This window comes from Pseudomonas sp. PvP025 (assembly GCF_017832155.1).
In the GTDB taxonomy this organism is placed as follows: domain Bacteria; phylum Pseudomonadota; class Gammaproteobacteria; order Pseudomonadales; family Pseudomonadaceae; genus Aquipseudomonas.
In genome coordinates this window covers 105,212-121,760 of the sequence record NZ_JAFIBJ010000001.1, presented here as the reverse complement: position 1 = coordinate 121,760, position 16,549 = coordinate 105,212, and the positions used below count along the sequence as shown (strand labels likewise).

The following is a 16,549-nucleotide window of genomic DNA, read 5'->3' as shown; positions in this document are numbered from 1 at the left end:
TAATTAGCGCGCAAACATTTAGCGCATAACATCCAGAGGACGACACCATGCAAACTCTCTATACCGCAGTAGCCACCGCCACCGGCGGCCGTGATGGTCGTGCTGTTTCCAGCGACAACATCCTCGACGTAAAACTCTCCACGCCCAAGGAATTGGGCGGCGCCGGTGGCCAGGCCACCAACCCTGAACAATTGTTCGCTGCCGGCTATTCGGCCTGCTTTATCGGTGCACTGAAATTCGTCGCCAGCCAGACCAAACGCAAAATCCCGGATGACGCTTCGATCACTGCCCACGTCGGCATCGGCCAGATCCCTGGCGGTTTCGGCCTGGACATCGACCTGCACATCAGCCTGCCGGGCCTGGCCCAGGACGATGCGCAAAGCCTGGTCGACGCGGCTCACCAAGTCTGCCCGTACTCCAACGCCACCCGTGGCAACGTCGATGTGCGCCTGCACGTAACCGTCTAAATGACCTCGGCCGCCCCTGGAGAAAGAAATGAACACAATTGGTAAAGCGCTCACCGGCACCCTGCTCGCCCTGTCCATCACCAACGCCTTTGCGGCGACCGGTGAGGTCGAACACAACACCCAGGCCTTTCTGGATGTGTTGAACGCAGGCACCGGTAAACCGATGGAACAACTGACGCCGAAGGACGCCCGCGCTGTACTGACCGGCGCCCAGGCCGGTGTGAAGCTGACCCTGCCCAAGGCGGATGTGAGCCAGAAGACCATCCAGGTCGATGGCCAGCCGCTGGACCTGACCATCGTGCGGCCAGCCGGGGTCAAGGGTACATTGCCGGTGTTCATGTTTTTCCACGGCGGCGGCTGGGTGCTGGGGGATTACCCGACCCATGAACGCCTGGTGCGGGATTTGGTGGTGGGTTCGGGGGCTGTCGCGGTGTTTGTCAATTACACGCCTTCGCCGGAAGCGCATTACCCGGTGGCGATCAACCAGGCCTACGGCGCAACGAAGTGGGTCGCCGAACACGGCAAAGAGATCAACGTCGACGGCAAGCGCCTGGCGGTTGCGGGCAACAGTGTCGGCGGCAACATGGCGGCGGTGGTCAGCCTGATGGCCAAGGACAAGGGCACGCCGGCGATCAAGTTCCAGCTGTTGCTGTGGCCAGTGACCGACGCCAACTTTGACACCGGTTCCTACAACCAGTATGCCGAAGGGCATTTCCTCACCCGCAACATGATGAAGTGGTTCTGGGACAACTACACCACCGACGCCAACCAGCGCGCCGAGGTCTATGCCTCGCCACTGCGGGCCACGACTGATCAGCTCAAAGGGCTGCCACCCGCGCTGATCCAGACCGCCGGTGCGGACGTGCTGCGTGATGAAGGCGAAGCCTATGCACGCAAGTTGGACCAGGCCGGTGTACCGGTCACCGCCGTGCGCTACAACGGCATGATCCACGACTACGGCCTGCTTAACGTGGTCAGCCAGGTGCCGGCGGTACGTTCGGCCTTGCTGCAAGCGTCGGACGAACTCAAGCAACACCTCAAGTAAGCCCGGCGAAGTAAAGATGACGCCCATGAAAAAGCCCGACTCAAGGTCGGGCTTTTTTTCGTATCGGCAGGGCCAGAATTACTTCTTGGCGCGACCTTTGTACGAACCACCTTCACGGGTGTCGATCTCGATCAGGTCGTCGATTTCGATGAAATCGGCCACTTGCAGCTCGGTACCGTTAGCCAGTTTGGCAGGCTTCATCACCTTGCCGGAAGTGTCGCCGCGAGCGGAACCTTCGGTGTAGGCAACTTTACGCACGATGGTGGTCGGCAGCTCTACGGAAACCAGGCGCTCTTCGAAGAAGATCGCTTCGCAGACGTCTTCCATGCCTTCTTCGATGAACGGCAGAACGGCTTCGATATCTTCAGCGTTCAGCTCGTACATGGTGTAGTCGGTGGTGTCCATGAACGTGTAGGTGTCGCCGCTGATGAAGGACAGGGTCGCTTCCTTGCGGTCGAGGATCACGTCGTCCAGTTTGTCATCGGCGCTGTAGACGATCTCGGTCTTGTAGCCGGTCAGCAGGTTCTTCAGCTTGGTCTTCATGATTGCGCTGTTACGACCAGACTTGGTGAACTCAGCTTTCTGAACCAACCAAGGGTCGTTTTCGAGCTTGATGACGGTACCGGGTTTCAGCTCTTTACCAGTTTTCATTGCGTATATCCGAAATTTGGATGGGATTTACAAAAATCAAGGTGGCGTATCATATCCAACTTTCATAAAACTGTACCAGCGCCGTCGCAAGATCGGCCTGCAAGCCTTGTTCCAGACACCAGGATTCAGCGTGTCGACTGACTTCAGGCCAGTGTTCCAGCAGTTTTTTCCACGCCTGGGCCATATCGCCCCCGGCGTTCCAGACTTGCCACATCTCGATCAGCGCAGTCCTTGCGGCCGGTGACAACGCGGCGGTGTAGAGCGCCAGGAAGGCATCGAGCTTGTCGAGGTGAATGTCTTCATCCTGGCGGTAGATGTGCCACAACAACGGGCGCCCGGCCCATTGGGCACGCACGAACGAGTCTTCGCCGCGCACCGCATTGAAGTCGCAGCACCACAGCAGTCGGTCGTAGTGCGCCTGGGGCACGAACGGCAGCACTTGCACGGTCAGCGCGCCGCGCTGATGCACAGCCCCCGCCGCCAGCCCCTGCACGCCGAGCCAGCGCTGCACGTCGCCGAGGATGCGCCCTTCAGGCACCAACAGATGGGTGGCACGCCCGTCCGTCGACAACACGTCGAGCCAAGCGGCCAGCCCGGCGTTTTCGTAGGCGAACAGCGAGATCAGTTGCGCATCGGTGGCGGGAAATACGCCCATATCCTGCAGGAAAGTTTCCCGTGCCACGGCATCCCGCTGAAACGCCTGACGCTGGTCCAGCAATCCAGCCTCACGCAACAGGCCCCCGGTGCCCGGACGAAAGCCCGGGAAAAAGAAATACTTCTGCACGCCCTTGAACTTCACCGATGGCAGCCGATGACACCCCACCACCCAGTCTTCGGCGCTCAGGTAATCCAGGTTCATCCACAACGGCGTGCGTGCGCAGGCAGCCATGGCTTCCATATAGTCCGGTGGCAACTGGCAGGCGAACGCGGCAATCACCACATCGGCTGCCGACGTTGCCGGCCACTCGGCCGGCCAGTGGCGCACGTCAACGCCCGCTTGCCATTGCTGACTCAACTGCACATCGATCTCGGGGCACATGCGCTCGAACGCGCGCAAGTCGTCGACCCACAGGCGCACATCACACGCGTGTTCGGCCACCAATTGCCGGGCCAGGCGCCAGGTCACGCCGATGTCGCCGTAGTTGTCGACGACACTGCAAAATATATCCCAGCGGGCTTTCATTCCGGGCTCCAACGCTCAAAGGCTCGATTGTCCGCATAAATGCCCGGATGCAGAAGGCTTGATCGCGATTATTCTGCACAGTGGCTGTGCGACAATCGCCGCTACGCCGTCAATGCCCGCCGGGAGGCCACCATGACTGATCGTCCGTTGTCGCTGCTCAAGCTCTGCATCGCCATCGCCCTGGGCATGTGGCTGGGGTTCATCGCCATTGCGCTGACCACCTGGCTGGCGTCCCGCTACCTCTTCCCGCAGAGCCTCGCGCCTGTGGCCGAGGCGGTCCAACAGTTGGGCAAACCGGCGGCCGCTGCGCCGGAGCCGCCCAACCGCATGTTCGAGCAGTACCAGCAGAACCTGCAGAGACAGGAACAGCAACAGACCCTGGAGCAGGCGCGCAGCAACCCGCGCAACCTGTCCAACCCCAAATGCCAGTTCTGGCTGCAACAGGACCAGAATGCACCGACTGAAAAGACCCGCGCCAATGTGCTGCAACTCTGCGACTGATCACCATGAATAAACACGCTGTGCTCCAGCTGATTCTGGACAAGCTCGCCGTCGACCTGGACATCGCCCAGCGCGCCGCGCAGACCGCTTACGAAACCGCAACCCACGAAGAAAATATCGCCGAGAACAAGTACGACACCCTGGGCCTGGAGGCGTCCTACCTGGCGGCCGGGCAGGCCCGGCGGGTCGAGGAAATCAAACAATCGCTGGCGCTGTGCCAGAACCTGCCACTGCGAGCCTACGATGATCGACGTGGGGTGGAGGTCGGCGCGCTGCTGGGCCTGGAAGACGAAAACGGACGCCAGCAATGGCTGTTCCTCGCACCGGATGCGGCGGGCCTGAAGGTGGATGTGGTCGGGCAACCGGTGACCGTCATCACCCCGCGCTCGCCCTTGGGCAAAAGCCTGCTGGGCAAGTTCGAAGGGGATGAGGTGGAGATTCTGGTGGCAGGCGCCCGGCAACACTTTACGGTTACCGAGGCCAGATAAACGCTTTAATGAACGGGCAATTCAACGCCGGCGAACAACTCTTCCAGTTCCTGCTTGTTGTGGCACTGAATGGCCTTGGCCATGACCTCGCGGGTCAGGTGCGGCGCAAACTTCTCGATGAAGTCGCACATGAAACCGCGCAGGAAGGTGCCACGGCGGAAACCGATCTTGGTCACGCTGGACTCGAACAACTCGCTGGCATCAAGCACCACAAGGTCTTTGTCGAGCTGGGTGTCGACCGCCATTTTTGCCACGATCCCCACGCCCAGGCCAAGGCGCACGTAAGTTTTGATCACGTCGGCATCGGCGGCGGTGAAGACCACTTTCGGCGTCAGGCCGCGATGGCTGAACGCCTCGTCGAGCTTGGAGCGGCCGGTGAAGCCGAACACGTAAGTCACGATCGGGTATTCGGCCAGGGCCTCAAGGGTCAATTTCGGCAGCTTGGCCAATGGATGGCCCTGAGGCACTACCACGCAGCGGTTCCAGCGGTAGCACGGCATCATCACCAGGTCGCCGAACAGTTCCAGCGCCTCAGTGGCAATCGCGAAATCAACGGTCCCGTCAGCGGCCATCTCGGCGATCTGCATCGGCGAGCCCTGGTGCATGTGCAGCGCGACGTCCGGGTACTGCTTGATGAAGTCGCGGATCACCGGCGGCAAGGCATAGCGTGCCTGGGTATGGGTGGTGGCGATGGAAAGCGTGCCCTTCTTCTCGTTGGAGAACTCCTGGGCGATCTGCTTGATGCTTTCGACTTTGCGCAGGATCTCGCCGGCAGTGGTGATAATGCGCTCACCGGCGGGAGTGACGCGGGTCAGGTGCTTGCCACTGCGTGCGAACACTTCCACGCCCAGCTCGTCTTCGAGCAGGCGGATCTGCTTGCTGATACCCGGTTGCGAGGTGTAAAGGCTTTGAGCGGTAGCGGAAACGTTGAGGTCGTGGTGCGCCACTTCCCAGATGTAGCGCAGTTGTTGGAGCTTCATATGTGTCCCTCAAAGCAGATAGACGCCACGGGTATCAGCGACGGTATATAACTATATTAAAGGTCAGAAAGATAAATCTAGAACTTTTTATGTATTCCAGCGATCATATTTCTTCACTGCGTCGACGCCGCAGCGACGGCACCATGTAAACGGGAACCGTCGACAGCTGCAATACCCGCGTGGCGGTGCGACCCAAAGGCGTCGCCGCCGTCGTTGCATGGCTGTGACTGCCGAGGATAAGCAGGTCGACGGACAGTTTGCGCAACTGGTCGAGTATCACGTCGCAAGGATCGCCCTGGATCACCTTTACCGAGCGGATCACCTTCAGGTCCTGTTCCCCATCCCCCAACTCCTCGCGAAAACTGTCCTGCACGCGCTGTTCGATGGTCGCTATCACAGTGGTCAGCCCCTGGTTCTGCCATTCACTTAAAGCCTGCTCGTCAAGGTAGCTTTGCAGCACCGACTCGGCGAACAGCCCGATGGGCTCGACCACATGAATCACATACAAGTCAGCCTTGAACGTGCGCGCCAGTGCCAACGCATGTTGCATCACGTAAGGCGCATACAGGCCGAGGTCCGTGGCGTACAGCATCGAACGAATCATAGAACCCCCTGGGCTGCCAGGATGGCGAAGATTGACTCAGCTTAGCAGCGCCGCACAGAGTTCGGCCGACTCACACCTTGACCTCGTTGCTGATGCCGTGGGGCACGTGCCCGGTGGCCACCACCTCCCTGGCCTTCTCGCAATGACCGGCCTGGTCATCGAAAAACACATCGGCGGCAAACGCTTCGAGAAACGCGGCTTTTTCCAGGCCGCCGAGGAACAGCGACTCGTCCAGGCGGATGTCCCATTCACGCAGGGTGCGAATCACCCGCTCATGGGACGGCGCCGAACGCGCGGTGACCAGCGCAGTGCGGATCGGACAGGCTTCGTCAGGAAACTCGCGTTGCAATAAATTGAGTGCCGCCAGAAAGCCCTTGAACGGCCCGCCATGCAACGGCTGGCGCGCCGACTCGCGCTCATTGGCCTGGAACGCCGCCAACCCACCGCTCTGGTAAACCCGCTCGGACTCATCGGAAAACAGCACCGCGTCGCCGTCGAACGCGATGCGCAGCTCCTCGCTCATGGCCCGACGCGGGCCGCCGGACAGGATCGTCGCCGCAGCGAACCCGGCATCGAGGGCACTGCGCACATCTTCAGCATGGGTGGAAAGAAACAGATGGCAACCAAAGGCGGCCAGATAAGGATAGGGGCTACGCCCGCCTGCGAAAGCGGCGCGGGAAATATCCAGACCGTAATGCTGGATCGAGTTGAACACGCGCAGGCCGGTGTCGGCGCTGTTGCGCGACACCAGCACCACTTCAACCCGAGCCCGGCCCAGGCGGGCATTGAGGCTGAGCAACTTGTTCACCAGCGGGAAGGCATCGCCGGGTTCGAGGATTTCCTCCTCGTGCTCGATCTGGTACTTACGGTACGGCTCGACCCCTTCGGCGAGGTAGACCTTGTGGCTCTCGCTCAGGTCGAACAGTGCCCGCGATGAAATCGCCAGCACCAGTTTGTCGCCCAATCCCTTCGCCATCTGCTCTCCCCCCCCAATCAGCGGTTATGCCGATCAATAAAACTCAAGGCCTGGTACAGCGCCTGCATGCGCGGCAGCTCGCAGCCGGCTGCCTTGGCGGCCGCCAGTGGCCGGGCGTAGATCGCCGCCAGTTCCAGCGGGCGCTTGTGCAGGTGGTCGTGATACATGCTGGGCAGGTAATCGTCCATGGTTTCGGTCATGGCGAACATCTGCCCGGCATAGCTGGCCGGGATATCGTGGCCGCAGGCATGCGCGCCCTTGATCACTTCGACCATCAGGGCCTGGATCAACTCGCGGCTGGACTCATCCGCCATCAGCGCCGTGGTCCCCGTGCCCAGCAACACCGAAAGACCATTGAACGGCACGTTCCACACCAGCTTGTGCCAACGCGCCAGGTGCACACTGGCCATGGCCTGGGACTCGATGCCTGCCTGATGGAACAGCGCCGCGCCCTCTTCCACGATCATTTGCTGAAGGGCCTCGTCGTTGGCGGCCGTACCGCTGTGATAGCCCAGATTGACCCGGCCCAATGCCTGATGCTCGATCACCCCGGGCGCGGAGCGGTACACGCCGATATAACACAGGCCGCCGAGCAGATGCAGTGAGGCCGGCAAATGTTCGCGCAGGCTGTCTTCCACATCCAGGCCGTTTTGCAGCAGCACCACCTTGGCACCCGGCGCGGCCACCTGGGCCAGCGTGGGCGCCAGTTCGACATTGCCGGTGGACTTGGTGCCCACCAGCAGCCAGTCGCACTGCGGCATGTCGGCGGCATTGGCGTAGGCCTGCACCGGATGCAGTTTCAATGCTCCATGGATGCTGCTGTTGACGTGCAGGCCACGGTCTCTGACGGCGGCGTATTCACTGCGCAACAGGAAGTGCACGTCGAATCCGGCGCGGGCCAGCATCAGGCCATAAAAACCGCCGATGGCACCGGTGCCGATAATGCCTATACGTGGCGACTGTGCTGTCATGGCAAATCCTCCGGAGTGCGACTGAGCGCTGTCGTGATGGCTTCGCTGATGTCGACGGGCGCAAGACGTGTATGAATCTGCCCAAGGAACTGACCCTCGCACACCACGAACAGCGCGGGCAAATGAAAGATCTGGTAGCGCTCGACCGCGCCGCCATTGTGCCCGGCATCGACCCAGCACAACCGCGCCACCGGCAGATTCCAGCCTGGCAACTGCTGGCGCGCCCAGCGACAACTGGAGCAGCCGTCGCCAGTGAATATCAGCAGCGATGCCCCCGGCAGCGCCAGCAATTGACGATCAATATCAAAATCGGACAGCTGCAACTCTTCCACGCGATCTCCTGTGGGGGGCCTCAAGCAGGCCATACACTAGCAGGCCGGCCCGCGCGGCGCACAATTGCCCATTGTCGCGCAGCCCGGTTACGCGCTAAGGTTCCTCCCCCCTTGCATCCAAATCATGCTGTGCTCCGCCGCACGGGGATGGCTGGCGGCCGGCACCCGTGACCCTGACGAGTAACACGATGGCTGATTTACCGATCAACGACCTGAACGTCGAATCCAACGAGACCCTGATCACGCCCGATCAGCTCAAGCGCGAAATCCCCCTGAGCGACGCTGCCCTGCAGACCGTCACCAAGGGTCGCGAAGTCATCCGTGACATTCTCGACGGCACCGACCACCGCCTCTTCGTGGTGATCGGCCCCTGCTCGATCCACGACCTCAAGGCTGCCCACGAATACGCCGAGCGTCTCAAGGTACTGGCGGCGGAAGTGTCCGACACCCTGTACCTGGTCATGCGCGTGTATTTCGAGAAGCCGCGTACCACCGTCGGCTGGAAAGGCTTGATCAACGACCCGTACCTGGACGACTCGTTCAAGATCCAGGACGGCTTGCACATCGGTCGCAAGTTGCTGCTGGACCTGGCCGAAATGGGCCTGCCGACCGCGACCGAAGCGCTCGACCCGATCTCCCCGCAGTACCTGCAGGACCTGATCAGCTGGTCGGCCATTGGCGCGCGTACCACCGAATCCCAGACCCACCGGGAAATGGCGTCCGGCCTGTCCTCGGCCGTGGGCTTCAAGAACGGCACCGACGGCGGTCTGACCGTGGCGATCAACGCGCTGCAGTCGGTGTCCAGCCCGCACCGTTTCCTGGGCATCAACCAGGAAGGTGGCGTGTCCATCGTCACCACCAAGGGCAATGCCTACGGCCATGTGGTGCTGCGCGGCGGCAACGGCAAGCCCAACTATGATTCGGTCAGCGTTGCCCTGTGCGAGCAGGCGCTGAACAAGGCCAGCATCAAGCCGAACATCATGGTCGATTGCAGCCACGCCAACTCCAACAAGGACCCGGCCCTGCAACCATTGGTGATGGAGAACGTCGCCAACCAGATCCTCGAAGGCAATCAGTCGATCATCGGCCTGATGGTCGAAAGCCATCTGAACTGGGGTTGCCAGGCGATTCCAAAAGACCTCGCCGACCTGCAATACGGCGTGTCGATCACCGACGCCTGCATCGACTGGTCTGCCACCGAGACCACTCTGCGCAGCATGCATGCCAAGCTCAAGGATGTATTGCCCAAGCGCAAACGCACCTGAAGCTGAACTGCGCACACAAAAACGCCGGGGTTTACCCGGCGTTTTTTATGGCGGCTCGCTCAGAGCTTGGCGGCATGGCGCTGGTGACGCTCCATGTAGCGCTCCACATAGGAGCAAGACGGAATGACTGTATAGCCGGACTCTTCGGCGAACTTCAACGCCTCTTCGGTCAACGCCGCGGCGATGCCACGACCGCGCAGCGCGTTGGGCACGAAGGTGCGATAGATATCCAGGGTCTGCTTCCCGAGGTCCATGTAGGTCAGGTAGGCACGATGACCGTCCACATTGGTCTCGAACTGATGACCAGCCTGGTCATGGTGGATGGACAACGCCTCGCTCATCACTACTCCTCGCGGGTCTTTGATTCTGACCCCTACCTTACCGATGTTTTTCCGGCGAAGAAACATCTACGCCACCCCGTGCCGGTTTCGACAACGAGAAAACCTCTGGAGCTCACACCCTGCACGTGGAAATAGTAGGCACCAAACCTGCCATTGCTCAAGGTGCACTCGTCATTCCCTGCCATGGGCGGATATAGACTGGGCTTCGATACCTGTGACCGAAAGCCTGAACAACGCCGGCAGTTGAACCTTAAGACGAACTGCCGCTCTTAAAGTCACCTCTAGAGGCGTGAAAGATGCAGCCGGCGGTAAAGGCACACGGCACGAAAGTACCGAGCTGGATATATAAAATTTCATCTACATACACGGTTTGAAGCATGCGGGCCGGCCCTTTCAGGCTGGATCCAATGTTAGGCAGACTGTAAGGCAGCGGACGTTTGTTATACGAACCGCCACATGACCAGCCAGCACAGATTCCGCGCAAGAATTTTTTCTGCTTCTTGCGCAACGTCAGTTTACTTACTACAAGTAATGGGTAGTATGTACGCCGGCTATTAGCTCACTCTGAGACAATAGTCATTTAATAGAAAGTCCTTGAAGGGGAACACGATGAACAACGTTCTGAAATTCTCTGCTCTGGCTCTGGCCGCAGTTCTGGCTACCGGTTGCAGCAGCGTCTCCAAAGAAACCGAAGCTCGTCTGACTGCAACTGAAGACGCAGCAGCTCGCTCCCAGGCTCGTGCAGACGAAGCCTACCGTAAAGCTGATGAAGCGCTGGCTGCTGCTCAAAAAGCACAACAGACTGCTGACGAAGCTAACGAGCGCGCTCTGCGCATGCTTGAAAAAGCAAGCCGCAAGTAATAATCCTTCGGGGTTGTTATCAAGCCGATCCCTGTTTGGATCGGCTTTTTTATTGCCCGGATTTCCTGTGTAAGGTTCCGGACTTGCACCGGTCCCCTCCCACAGGTTTTTTTATTGCTGCAGATCGATCGGCGTACTCGACGCCATCGGCGCCCCACCCGGTACACCGATTTCAGTCGGCAGGCCATCCTCTGCGGCAACCACGTCACGCACCTGATCCCAGTTCACCCGCAACGTGTTGGCCAGGTCTTCGCGCTTGAGCAGGGCATTGATCACCGCCGTGTGCTTGTCGACCACCGATGGCGTGCCGTCGTCGTTCAGCGGCGTATGCGCCTCGAGATAGACCTTGCCGCCGCTGCTGCCGAACTTGTAGGCATCATTGATGATGCGCACTGAAGTGCCCACCGGCACCATGTCCGCCATTTCCAGCACATTGTTATTGAACATGCGGAAGCAACCGTGGCTGGTGCGGGTGCCGATGCCGAACTTCATGTTGGACCCGTGGATCAGGTAACCCGGTGTGCCGAGGGTGAACTTGAACGGCCCCAAAGGGTTGTCCGGCCCCGCAGGCACCACGTTGGGCAACGGATCACCGTTGGCGGCGTGCTCGGCCTTGATCGACGCGGGCGGCGTCCAGGTCGGGTTCGGCGTCTTGGCGATGATGCTGGTGTGAGCAATCGGTGAGCCCCAGCCTTCACGTCCAATCCCCAGCGGGAAGGTGTAGACCACGTTCTGGCCCTTGGGGAAATAGTAGAGACGGTACTCAGCCAGGTTGATCACAATGCCTTCGCGCGGGCCCGGCGGCAGGATGAAGCGGGTCGGCAGCACGATTTCGGTGCCCGCTCCCGGCAACCACGCATCCACCCCCGGGTTGGCGGCGACCATCTCCGAGTAACCCAGGTCGTAGGTGGTGCCCAGGTCGGCGAAGGTGTCTTCATACTTGGCCTTGATCACCTGGACCTGGCCGACAATGTCTTCGCCCGACGGCGGCAAGGGCAACTGCAACGCCGCTGCGGAACCGGCCACGCAGAGGGCAGCAAGAGACAGGCAGCAGGTGACGACGGAGAGGCGCGACAACATCCGGAAAATCCTTCGCAGAACGACGGGGAGGTAAAGTTCGATTGTATACGTGAAGCGGGCGCCTAGCTGCAAGCCTGTGGCAGCGCCTACAACTCAAAACGCAGCTCGGGCCAGATCGGCGGCGTGCCGCGCTTCTGCGATTCGAGGATCGCCCGGCACAAGGGGCACAGGCGCTGGTCCTGGAAAACCATCCGATCCACCGCCGACCAGCGCGGCTGGGCAGGCAGCAGCGTGCCGCACAGCGTGCGATCGATCGAGCCGCCCAGTTCCAGTTGACGCGCCACCAGATGCACCCGCACTTCCTGGCAGGCAAACAGGTCCAACTGCTCGTCCGGCTCGATCAGTTGGTAATTAAACAGGGACCAGGCAGGACGCGACATCGGGGGCTCCAGATCGGGGGGGCGCCACCTTAGCCGAAAGCCTGCCGGTAGAAAAGCGTCAAAGCAGCGGTTTTAGCGTCGGCCAGACATTTTCCAGCAACTTGCCCTGGGCGCCGACCGCCGGGTGCAGTTGGTCCGCCTGCATCAGCTCGGGATGCCCGCCCACGCCTTCAAGGAAAAACGGCACCAGCGGGATGTCTTTTTCCTTGGCCAGCGTGCCATAGACTTCGGCAAACGCCGTGGTGTATCGCGGGCCGTAATTGGGCGGCAACTGCATGCCCAGCAGCAGCACTTTCGCACCGCCTGCCCTGGACTGGTCAATCATCGACGCAAGATTTTGTTTCAATTGCGCTGGCGGCTGCCCGCGCAGGCCATCGTTGCCACCAAGCTCGATCACCACCACGTCCGGCTTATGCTCTGCAAGCGCCGCCGGCAGCCGCGCCAGGCCTCCGGCACTGGTGTCGCCACTGATCGAGGCGTTGACCACTTTATCGTCGAAACCCTCCTGCTTGAGCCGCTGCTCGAGCAGGGCCACCCACCCTTTGCGGGTATCCAGCCCGAAACCGGCACTGATACTATCGCCAACGATCAGGACTGTACCCGCCGCTGCGTTCTGGGCCATGCACATCAAGGCCAAGCCAGCACTCAAAAACCACATTCGCATCGGATTCTCCATGGGCGCAAGCATTCTCACCGCGCGGAACCTCAGCAAAGTGGTTCCCAGCGCGGAAGGTGATCTGACTATCCTGCACGAACTGAGCCTGGAACTGAACAAGGGCGATAGCCTGGCTATCGTCGGCAGCTCCGGTTCCGGCAAATCCACCCTGCTCGGTCTGCTGGCCGGCCTCGACCTGCCCAGCAGTGGCGAAGTCACCCTCGCCGGGCAAGCCCTGAGCACACTCGACGAAGACCAGCGCGCGCGCATCCGCGCCGAGCACGTGGGCTTCGTATTCCAGTCATTCCAATTGCTCGACAGCCTCAATGCGCTGGAAAACGTCATGCTGCCGCTGGAGCTGGACGGCCGCAAGGACGCCCGCGAGCGCGCCAGGCATTTGCTCGAGCGGGTCGGCCTGGGCCAGCGACTGACTCACTCGCCGCGCCAGTTGTCCGGTGGCGAGCAGCAACGCGTGGCGATTGCCCGCGCATTCGCCGCCGAACCGGACGTGCTGTTTGCCGACGAGCCCACCGGCAACCTCGACAGCCACACCGGCGAGCGCATCAGCGACCTGCTGTTCGAACTCAATAAAGAGAGCGGCACGACCCTGGTGCTGGTCACCCATGACGAACGCCTGGCGCACCGTTGCCGGCGCCTGATCCGCCTTGAAGCCGGCCTGATGGTCGCGCCCCTGGAGCCTTGATGGCACGTTTGCCGCTGTTGCGTCTGTTCAGCCTTGCCATGCGTCAATTACTGCGCGATGCCCGCGCCGGTGAATTGCGCGTGTTGTTCTTCGCCCTGCTGGTGGCCGTGGCGGCGAGTACCGCCATCGGCTACTTCGGCGCACGCCTGAATGGCGCGATGCTGCTGCGTGCCACCGAGTTCCTCGGCGCCGATCTGGTGCTCGAGGGCAGCTCACCCGCCCGCGAGGAGCAAATCCGTTCCGGCACCGAGCTGGGCCTGGATCACGCGCGAATCGTGGAGTTCTCCAGCGTCATCGCCACCGACAACGGTATCCAGCTCTCCAGCATCAAGGCGGTCAACGAGCAGTACCCGTTGCGCGGCCAACTCAAAAGCGCTGCGGTGCCCTTCGGTGATGAAACCTCCGGCGGCGAACCGAAGCCCGGTGAAGCCTGGGTGGAGGCGCGGCTGCTGACCGCGCTGGACCTGAAAGTAGGCGACAGCATCGACGTGGGCATGAAAACCCTGCGCCTGAGCCGCATCCTGACCTACGAGCCGGACCGCGCCGGCAATTTCTACAGCCTCACGCCGCGAGTCATGATCAACCTGGCCGATCTGGACGCCACGGGCGTGGTGCAGCCCGGCAGCCGCGTGAGCTACCGCGAACTGTGGCGCGCACCGCAAGGCAGCACAGCGCTGCAAACCTACCGCGACCTGATCAAGCCGGGCCTTGCGGCCAACCAGCGCCTGCAGGATTCACGGGACGGTAACCAGCAGATCGGCGGCGCCCTGGGCAAGGCCGAGCGCTACCTGAACATGGCCAGCCTGGTCGCGGTACTGCTGGCAGGCGTGGCGGTGGCGCTGTCGGCCAACCGCTTTGCCAGTCGCCGTTTCGATGCCAGCGCGCTGCTGCGCTGTCTCGGGCTGTCACGTCGCGAAGCGATGTTGCTGTTCAGCCTGCAACTGAGCGTACTGGGCCTATTGGCCAGCCTGACCGGCGCCTTGCTGGGCTGGTTGGCGCAGTTTGGCCTGTTCTACTTCCTGCACGACCTGCTGCCGGCCGATGTGCCGCCCGGCGGGCTGCTGCCGGCCGTAGCCGGTATCGGCACCGGGCTGGTCGCCCTCGCCGGCTTCGCCCTGCCTCCCCTGGCGGCGCTGGGCCGCGTGCCACCGCTGCGGGTATTGCGGCGCGACCTGCTGCCGATTCCTTCCAGCACCTGGATGGTGTACGGCGCCGCCCTGTTTGCCCTTGGCCTGATCATGTGGCGCCTGAGCCTGGACCTGGTACTCACCTTCGCCCTGCTCGGAGGCGGTGTCGTCGCTGCGCTGATCCTCGGCGGTCTGCTCCTGCTGTTACTGCAAAGCCTGCGTCGCCTGCTGGCCCGCGCCTCCCTGCCCTGGCGCCTGGGCCTGGGCCAATTGTTGCGCCACCCGCTGGCGGCGGCGGGCCAGTCGCTGGCGTTCGGGTTGATCCTGCTGTCCATGGGTTTGATCGCCCTGTTGCGCGGCGAACTGCTCGACACCTGGCAAAACCAGTTGCCCAAGGACGCGCCCAATTATTTTGCGTTGAACATTCTGCCCGCCGACAAGGACGCCTTCAGCGCCCGCCTCATGGAGGTGCAGGCGCACTCGGCGCCACTGTATCCGGTGGTGCCCGGCCGCTTGATCAGCATCAATGGCGAGGCAGTGCAGGATATTGTCAGCAAGGATTCCAGTGGCGACCGCGCCGTGCAGCGTGACCTTAGTCTGACCTGGGCTGCCGACCTCCCGCCGGGCAATGCCCTGACGGCAGGCGCCTGGTGGTCGTCGCAACCCACGGATGAAGTGCCGGGGGTATCGGTGGAAGCCAAAGTCGCTGAAAGCCTGAAGCTCAAGCTCGATGACCATCTGGTGTTTACCATTGCCGGGGAAAACCGTGAAGCGCGGGTTACCAGCCTGCGCACCATCAACTGGGATAATTTCCAGCCCAACTTCTTCATGATTTTCCAGCCTGGCACGCTGAAGGACCTGCCTGCTACCTACCTGACCAGCTTCTACCTGGCGCCCGGCCACGACCAGCAGGTCGTCGACCTGTCGCGGGCCTTCCCGGCCGTCTCTATCCTGCAGGTCGAAGCCCTGCTGGAACAGCTGCGCAGCATCCTCGCCCAGGTCACCCTGGCCGTCGAATACGTATTGCTGTTTGTGTTGGCGGCGGGAATGGCCGTGCTGTTTTCCGGCTTGCAGGCCACCCTCGATGAGCGGATTCGCCAGGGGGCGTTGCTGCGTGCGCTGGGAGCGGAACGCAGGTTGCTGGTGAAGGCGCGGCGCATCGAGTTCGGTTTGCTGGGGGCGGTCAGCGGGGTGCTGGCAGCGTTGGGCACCGAACTGGTTACCTGGGCGCTGTATCGCTACGCTTTTGACCTGGCCTGGCAACCGCACCCATGGTTGTTGCTGCTGCCGGTGATTGGCGCGGTTCTGATCGGCGGCGCCGGCGTATTCGGTACCCGCCGGGCGCTGAACGCCAGCCCGTTGACGGTATTGCGCGAAGGCTGAAACTCAATGGTCCGCCGTCAGGACAGACGGCGGGCCATGCATGCCTACTTCACGTATTCAATAGCGGTAATCCACCAGCAGACTTCGCCGCCCGGGGTTTGCACTATAGCCTCGTCATCGACTTGCTTGCGCAACAATGCACGGGCCATGGGGGAGTCGATGGAGATATAGTCCATCCGCTCATAAATCTCGTCATAGCCCACGATACGAAAGCGCTTGGTCTCGCCCTGCTCGTTCTCGATATCGACCCACGCGCCGAAAAATACCCGCCCTTCCTGTTCAGGCATGTACTCGACCACGCGCATGTCTTCCAGACGTTTGCGCAAATAGCGCACGCGTCGGTCAATCTCACGCAGCAGCTTCTTGTTGTACTGGTAATCCGCGTTCTCGCTGCGATCCCCCAAGGAAGCAGCCCAGGTCACCTTGCGCGTGGTGTCCGGGCGCTTTTCCCGCCAGAGGTAATCCAGCTCTTTCTTCAGCGCTTCGTGGCCTTCTTTGGTAATCAGCTTGGTGCTCAAACCCTTGCATCCCCAGGCAATGTCCAATGGTGCCGATA

Annotated in this window: 20 protein-coding genes; 8 read left to right on the top strand and 12 right to left on the bottom strand. The window is 61.5% G+C overall.

What is annotated here, in order from left to right; translation table 11 throughout:
• The first annotated feature begins 47 nt into the window (after positions 1–47).
• Positions 48–467: an organic hydroperoxide resistance protein gene (locus JOE32_RS00580; RefSeq protein WP_010176159.1), complete on the top strand. Its 420-nt coding sequence runs from the start codon at positions 48–50 to the stop codon at positions 465–467.
• A gap of 28 nt (positions 468–495) precedes the next feature.
• The gene (locus tag JOE32_RS00575; RefSeq protein WP_209980496.1) at positions 496–1,512 is read left to right on the top strand and encodes an alpha/beta hydrolase; all 1,017 of its coding nucleotides are present in this window, start codon (positions 496–498) and stop codon (positions 1,510–1,512) included.
• Between the two features lie 78 nt (positions 1,513–1,590).
• Here JOE32_RS00575 and JOE32_RS00570 read toward each other — a convergent pair whose 3' ends face one another.
• Together JOE32_RS00570 and earP are read right to left on the bottom strand one after the other, a co-directional pair.
• Positions 1,591–2,163: an elongation factor P gene (locus tag JOE32_RS00570; RefSeq protein ID WP_209980494.1), complete on the bottom strand. Its 573-nt coding sequence runs from the start codon at positions 2,161–2,163 to the stop codon at positions 1,591–1,593.
• 49 nt (positions 2,164–2,212) lie between these two features.
• Positions 2,213–3,346 carry an elongation factor P maturation arginine rhamnosyltransferase EarP gene (gene earP / locus JOE32_RS00565; protein WP_209980491.1) on the bottom strand — a complete coding sequence of 378 codons (1,134 nt, stop codon included), beginning with the start codon at positions 3,344–3,346 and terminating at the stop codon, positions 2,213–2,215.
• Positions 3,347–3,478: 132 nt separating this feature from the next.
• Between earP and JOE32_RS00560 the strand changes: the two genes are divergently transcribed.
• Positions 3,479–3,847, top strand: a complete 369-nt coding sequence (locus JOE32_RS00560; protein WP_209980489.1) for a hypothetical protein — start codon at positions 3,479–3,481, stop codon at positions 3,845–3,847.
• A 5-nt stretch (positions 3,848–3,852) separates the two neighbouring features.
• On the top strand, positions 3,853–4,335 hold the full coding sequence (locus tag JOE32_RS00555; protein ID WP_209980487.1) for a GreA/GreB family elongation factor: 483 nt from the start codon (positions 3,853–3,855) through the stop codon (positions 4,333–4,335).
• A 5-nt stretch (positions 4,336–4,340) separates the two neighbouring features.
• Here JOE32_RS00555 and cysB read toward each other — a convergent pair whose 3' ends face one another.
• The 5 genes from cysB to JOE32_RS00530 all read right to left on the bottom strand — a co-directional run bounded on the left by cysB (position 4,341) and on the right by JOE32_RS00530 (position 8,231).
• Positions 4,341–5,315 (bottom strand): HTH-type transcriptional regulator CysB, encoded by a 975-nt coding sequence (gene cysB / locus JOE32_RS00550; protein ID WP_209980485.1) that lies wholly within the window; start codon positions 5,313–5,315, stop codon positions 4,341–4,343.
• Positions 5,316–5,418: 103 nt separating this feature from the next.
• Complete coding sequence (locus tag JOE32_RS00545; protein ID WP_209980483.1) at positions 5,419–5,919, bottom strand: universal stress protein; 501 nt, start codon at positions 5,917–5,919, stop codon at positions 5,419–5,421.
• Positions 5,920–5,989: 70 nt separating this feature from the next.
• Complete coding sequence (locus JOE32_RS00540; protein ID WP_209980481.1) at positions 5,990–6,895, bottom strand: 5'-nucleotidase; 906 nt, start codon at positions 6,893–6,895, stop codon at positions 5,990–5,992.
• A gap of 17 nt (positions 6,896–6,912) precedes the next feature.
• Complete coding sequence (locus JOE32_RS00535; RefSeq protein WP_209980479.1) at positions 6,913–7,866, bottom strand: putative 2-dehydropantoate 2-reductase; 954 nt, start codon at positions 7,864–7,866, stop codon at positions 6,913–6,915.
• A complete protein-coding gene (locus JOE32_RS00530; protein ID WP_209980477.1) occupies positions 7,863–8,231 on the bottom strand; it encodes a thioredoxin in 369 nt (122 codons plus the stop codon). The genes JOE32_RS00535 and JOE32_RS00530 overlap by 4 nt, the downstream gene beginning before the upstream one ends.
• A 155-nt stretch (positions 8,232–8,386) precedes the next feature.
• Between JOE32_RS00530 and JOE32_RS00525 the strand changes: the two genes are divergently transcribed.
• Positions 8,387–9,463 carry a 3-deoxy-7-phosphoheptulonate synthase gene (locus JOE32_RS00525; protein ID WP_209980475.1) on the top strand — a complete coding sequence of 359 codons (1,077 nt, stop codon included), beginning with the start codon at positions 8,387–8,389 and terminating at the stop codon, positions 9,461–9,463.
• A 59-nt stretch (positions 9,464–9,522) separates the two neighbouring features.
• Here JOE32_RS00525 and JOE32_RS00520 read toward each other — a convergent pair whose 3' ends face one another.
• A complete protein-coding gene (locus JOE32_RS00520) occupies positions 9,523–9,804 on the bottom strand; it encodes a GNAT family N-acetyltransferase (RefSeq protein WP_003233387.1) in 282 nt (93 codons plus the stop codon).
• A 609-nt stretch (positions 9,805–10,413) separates the two neighbouring features.
• On the opposite strand from JOE32_RS00520, the gene oprI reads away from it, so the two are divergent.
• Positions 10,414–10,665: an outer membrane lipoprotei OprI gene (gene oprI / locus JOE32_RS00515; protein ID WP_003172710.1), complete on the top strand. Its 252-nt coding sequence runs from the start codon at positions 10,414–10,416 to the stop codon at positions 10,663–10,665.
• 111 nt (positions 10,666–10,776) lie between these two features.
• Here the strand turns inward: oprI and JOE32_RS00510 are convergent, their stop codons facing one another.
• The 3 genes from JOE32_RS00510 to JOE32_RS00500 all read right to left on the bottom strand — a co-directional run bounded on the left by JOE32_RS00510 (position 10,777) and on the right by JOE32_RS00500 (position 12,789).
• Complete coding sequence (locus JOE32_RS00510; protein ID WP_209980473.1) at positions 10,777–11,745, bottom strand: L,D-transpeptidase family protein; 969 nt, start codon at positions 11,743–11,745, stop codon at positions 10,777–10,779.
• An 86-nt stretch (positions 11,746–11,831) separates the two neighbouring features.
• A complete protein-coding gene (locus JOE32_RS00505; RefSeq protein ID WP_209980471.1) occupies positions 11,832–12,125 on the bottom strand; it encodes a hypothetical protein in 294 nt (97 codons plus the stop codon).
• 58 nt (positions 12,126–12,183) lie between these two features.
• On the bottom strand, positions 12,184–12,789 hold the full coding sequence (locus tag JOE32_RS00500; protein WP_209980468.1) for an arylesterase: 606 nt from the start codon (positions 12,787–12,789) through the stop codon (positions 12,184–12,186).
• Between the two features lie 10 nt (positions 12,790–12,799).
• Here JOE32_RS00500 and JOE32_RS00495 point away from each other — a divergent pair, with 10 nt between their 5' ends.
• Together JOE32_RS00495 and JOE32_RS00490 are read left to right on the top strand one after the other, a co-directional pair.
• On the top strand, positions 12,800–13,483 hold the full coding sequence (locus JOE32_RS00495) for an ABC transporter ATP-binding protein (protein ID WP_003233397.1): 684 nt from the start codon (positions 12,800–12,802) through the stop codon (positions 13,481–13,483).
• On the top strand, positions 13,483–15,993 hold the full coding sequence (locus tag JOE32_RS00490) for an ABC transporter permease (protein WP_209980466.1): 2,511 nt from the start codon (positions 13,483–13,485) through the stop codon (positions 15,991–15,993). Before JOE32_RS00495 ends, JOE32_RS00490 begins: the two co-directional genes overlap by 1 nt.
• Before the next feature lie 44 nt (positions 15,994–16,037).
• On the opposite strand, the gene greB is transcribed toward JOE32_RS00490, so the two are convergent.
• The gene (greB, locus tag JOE32_RS00485) at positions 16,038–16,511 is read right to left on the bottom strand and encodes a transcription elongation factor GreB (RefSeq protein ID WP_209980463.1); all 474 of its coding nucleotides are present in this window, start codon (positions 16,509–16,511) and stop codon (positions 16,038–16,040) included.
• Positions 16,512–16,549: the final 38 nt, after the last annotated feature.

Bases quoted from the DNA above. Each gene is read 5' to 3' on its own strand.
- JOE32_RS00580 (WP_010176159.1), top strand. From the start codon at position 48: ATGCAAACTCTCTATACCGCAGTAGCCACCGCCACCGGCGGCCGTGAT.
- JOE32_RS00575 (WP_209980496.1), top strand. From the start codon at position 496: ATGAACACAATTGGTAAAGCGCTCACCGGCACCCTGCTCGCCCTGTCC.
- JOE32_RS00570 (WP_209980494.1), bottom strand. From the start codon at position 2,163: ATGAAAACTGGTAAAGAGCTGAAACCCGGTACCGTCATCAAGCTCGAA.
- earP (WP_209980491.1), bottom strand. From the start codon at position 3,346: ATGAAAGCCCGCTGGGATATATTTTGCAGTGTCGTCGACAACTACGGC.
- JOE32_RS00560 (WP_209980489.1), top strand. From the start codon at position 3,479: ATGACTGATCGTCCGTTGTCGCTGCTCAAGCTCTGCATCGCCATCGCC.
- JOE32_RS00555 (WP_209980487.1), top strand. From the start codon at position 3,853: ATGAATAAACACGCTGTGCTCCAGCTGATTCTGGACAAGCTCGCCGTC.
- cysB (WP_209980485.1), bottom strand. From the start codon at position 5,315: ATGAAGCTCCAACAACTGCGCTACATCTGGGAAGTGGCGCACCACGAC.
- JOE32_RS00545 (WP_209980483.1), bottom strand. From the start codon at position 5,919: ATGATTCGTTCGATGCTGTACGCCACGGACCTCGGCCTGTATGCGCCT.
- JOE32_RS00540 (WP_209980481.1), bottom strand. From the start codon at position 6,895: ATGGCGAAGGGATTGGGCGACAAACTGGTGCTGGCGATTTCATCGCGG.
- JOE32_RS00535 (WP_209980479.1), bottom strand. From the start codon at position 7,866: ATGACAGCACAGTCGCCACGTATAGGCATTATCGGCACCGGTGCCATC.
- JOE32_RS00530 (WP_209980477.1), bottom strand. From the start codon at position 8,231: ATGGCCTGCTTGAGGCCCCCCACAGGAGATCGCGTGGAAGAGTTGCAG.
- JOE32_RS00525 (WP_209980475.1), top strand. From the start codon at position 8,387: ATGGCTGATTTACCGATCAACGACCTGAACGTCGAATCCAACGAGACC.
- JOE32_RS00520 (WP_003233387.1), bottom strand. From the start codon at position 9,804: ATGAGCGAGGCGTTGTCCATCCACCATGACCAGGCTGGTCATCAGTTC.
- oprI (WP_003172710.1), top strand. From the start codon at position 10,414: ATGAACAACGTTCTGAAATTCTCTGCTCTGGCTCTGGCCGCAGTTCTG.
- JOE32_RS00510 (WP_209980473.1), bottom strand. From the start codon at position 11,745: ATGTTGTCGCGCCTCTCCGTCGTCACCTGCTGCCTGTCTCTTGCTGCC.
- JOE32_RS00505 (WP_209980471.1), bottom strand. From the start codon at position 12,125: ATGTCGCGTCCTGCCTGGTCCCTGTTTAATTACCAACTGATCGAGCCG.
- JOE32_RS00500 (WP_209980468.1), bottom strand. From the start codon at position 12,789: ATGCGAATGTGGTTTTTGAGTGCTGGCTTGGCCTTGATGTGCATGGCC.
- JOE32_RS00495 (WP_003233397.1), top strand. From the start codon at position 12,800: ATGGGCGCAAGCATTCTCACCGCGCGGAACCTCAGCAAAGTGGTTCCC.
- JOE32_RS00490 (WP_209980466.1), top strand. From the start codon at position 13,483: ATGGCACGTTTGCCGCTGTTGCGTCTGTTCAGCCTTGCCATGCGTCAA.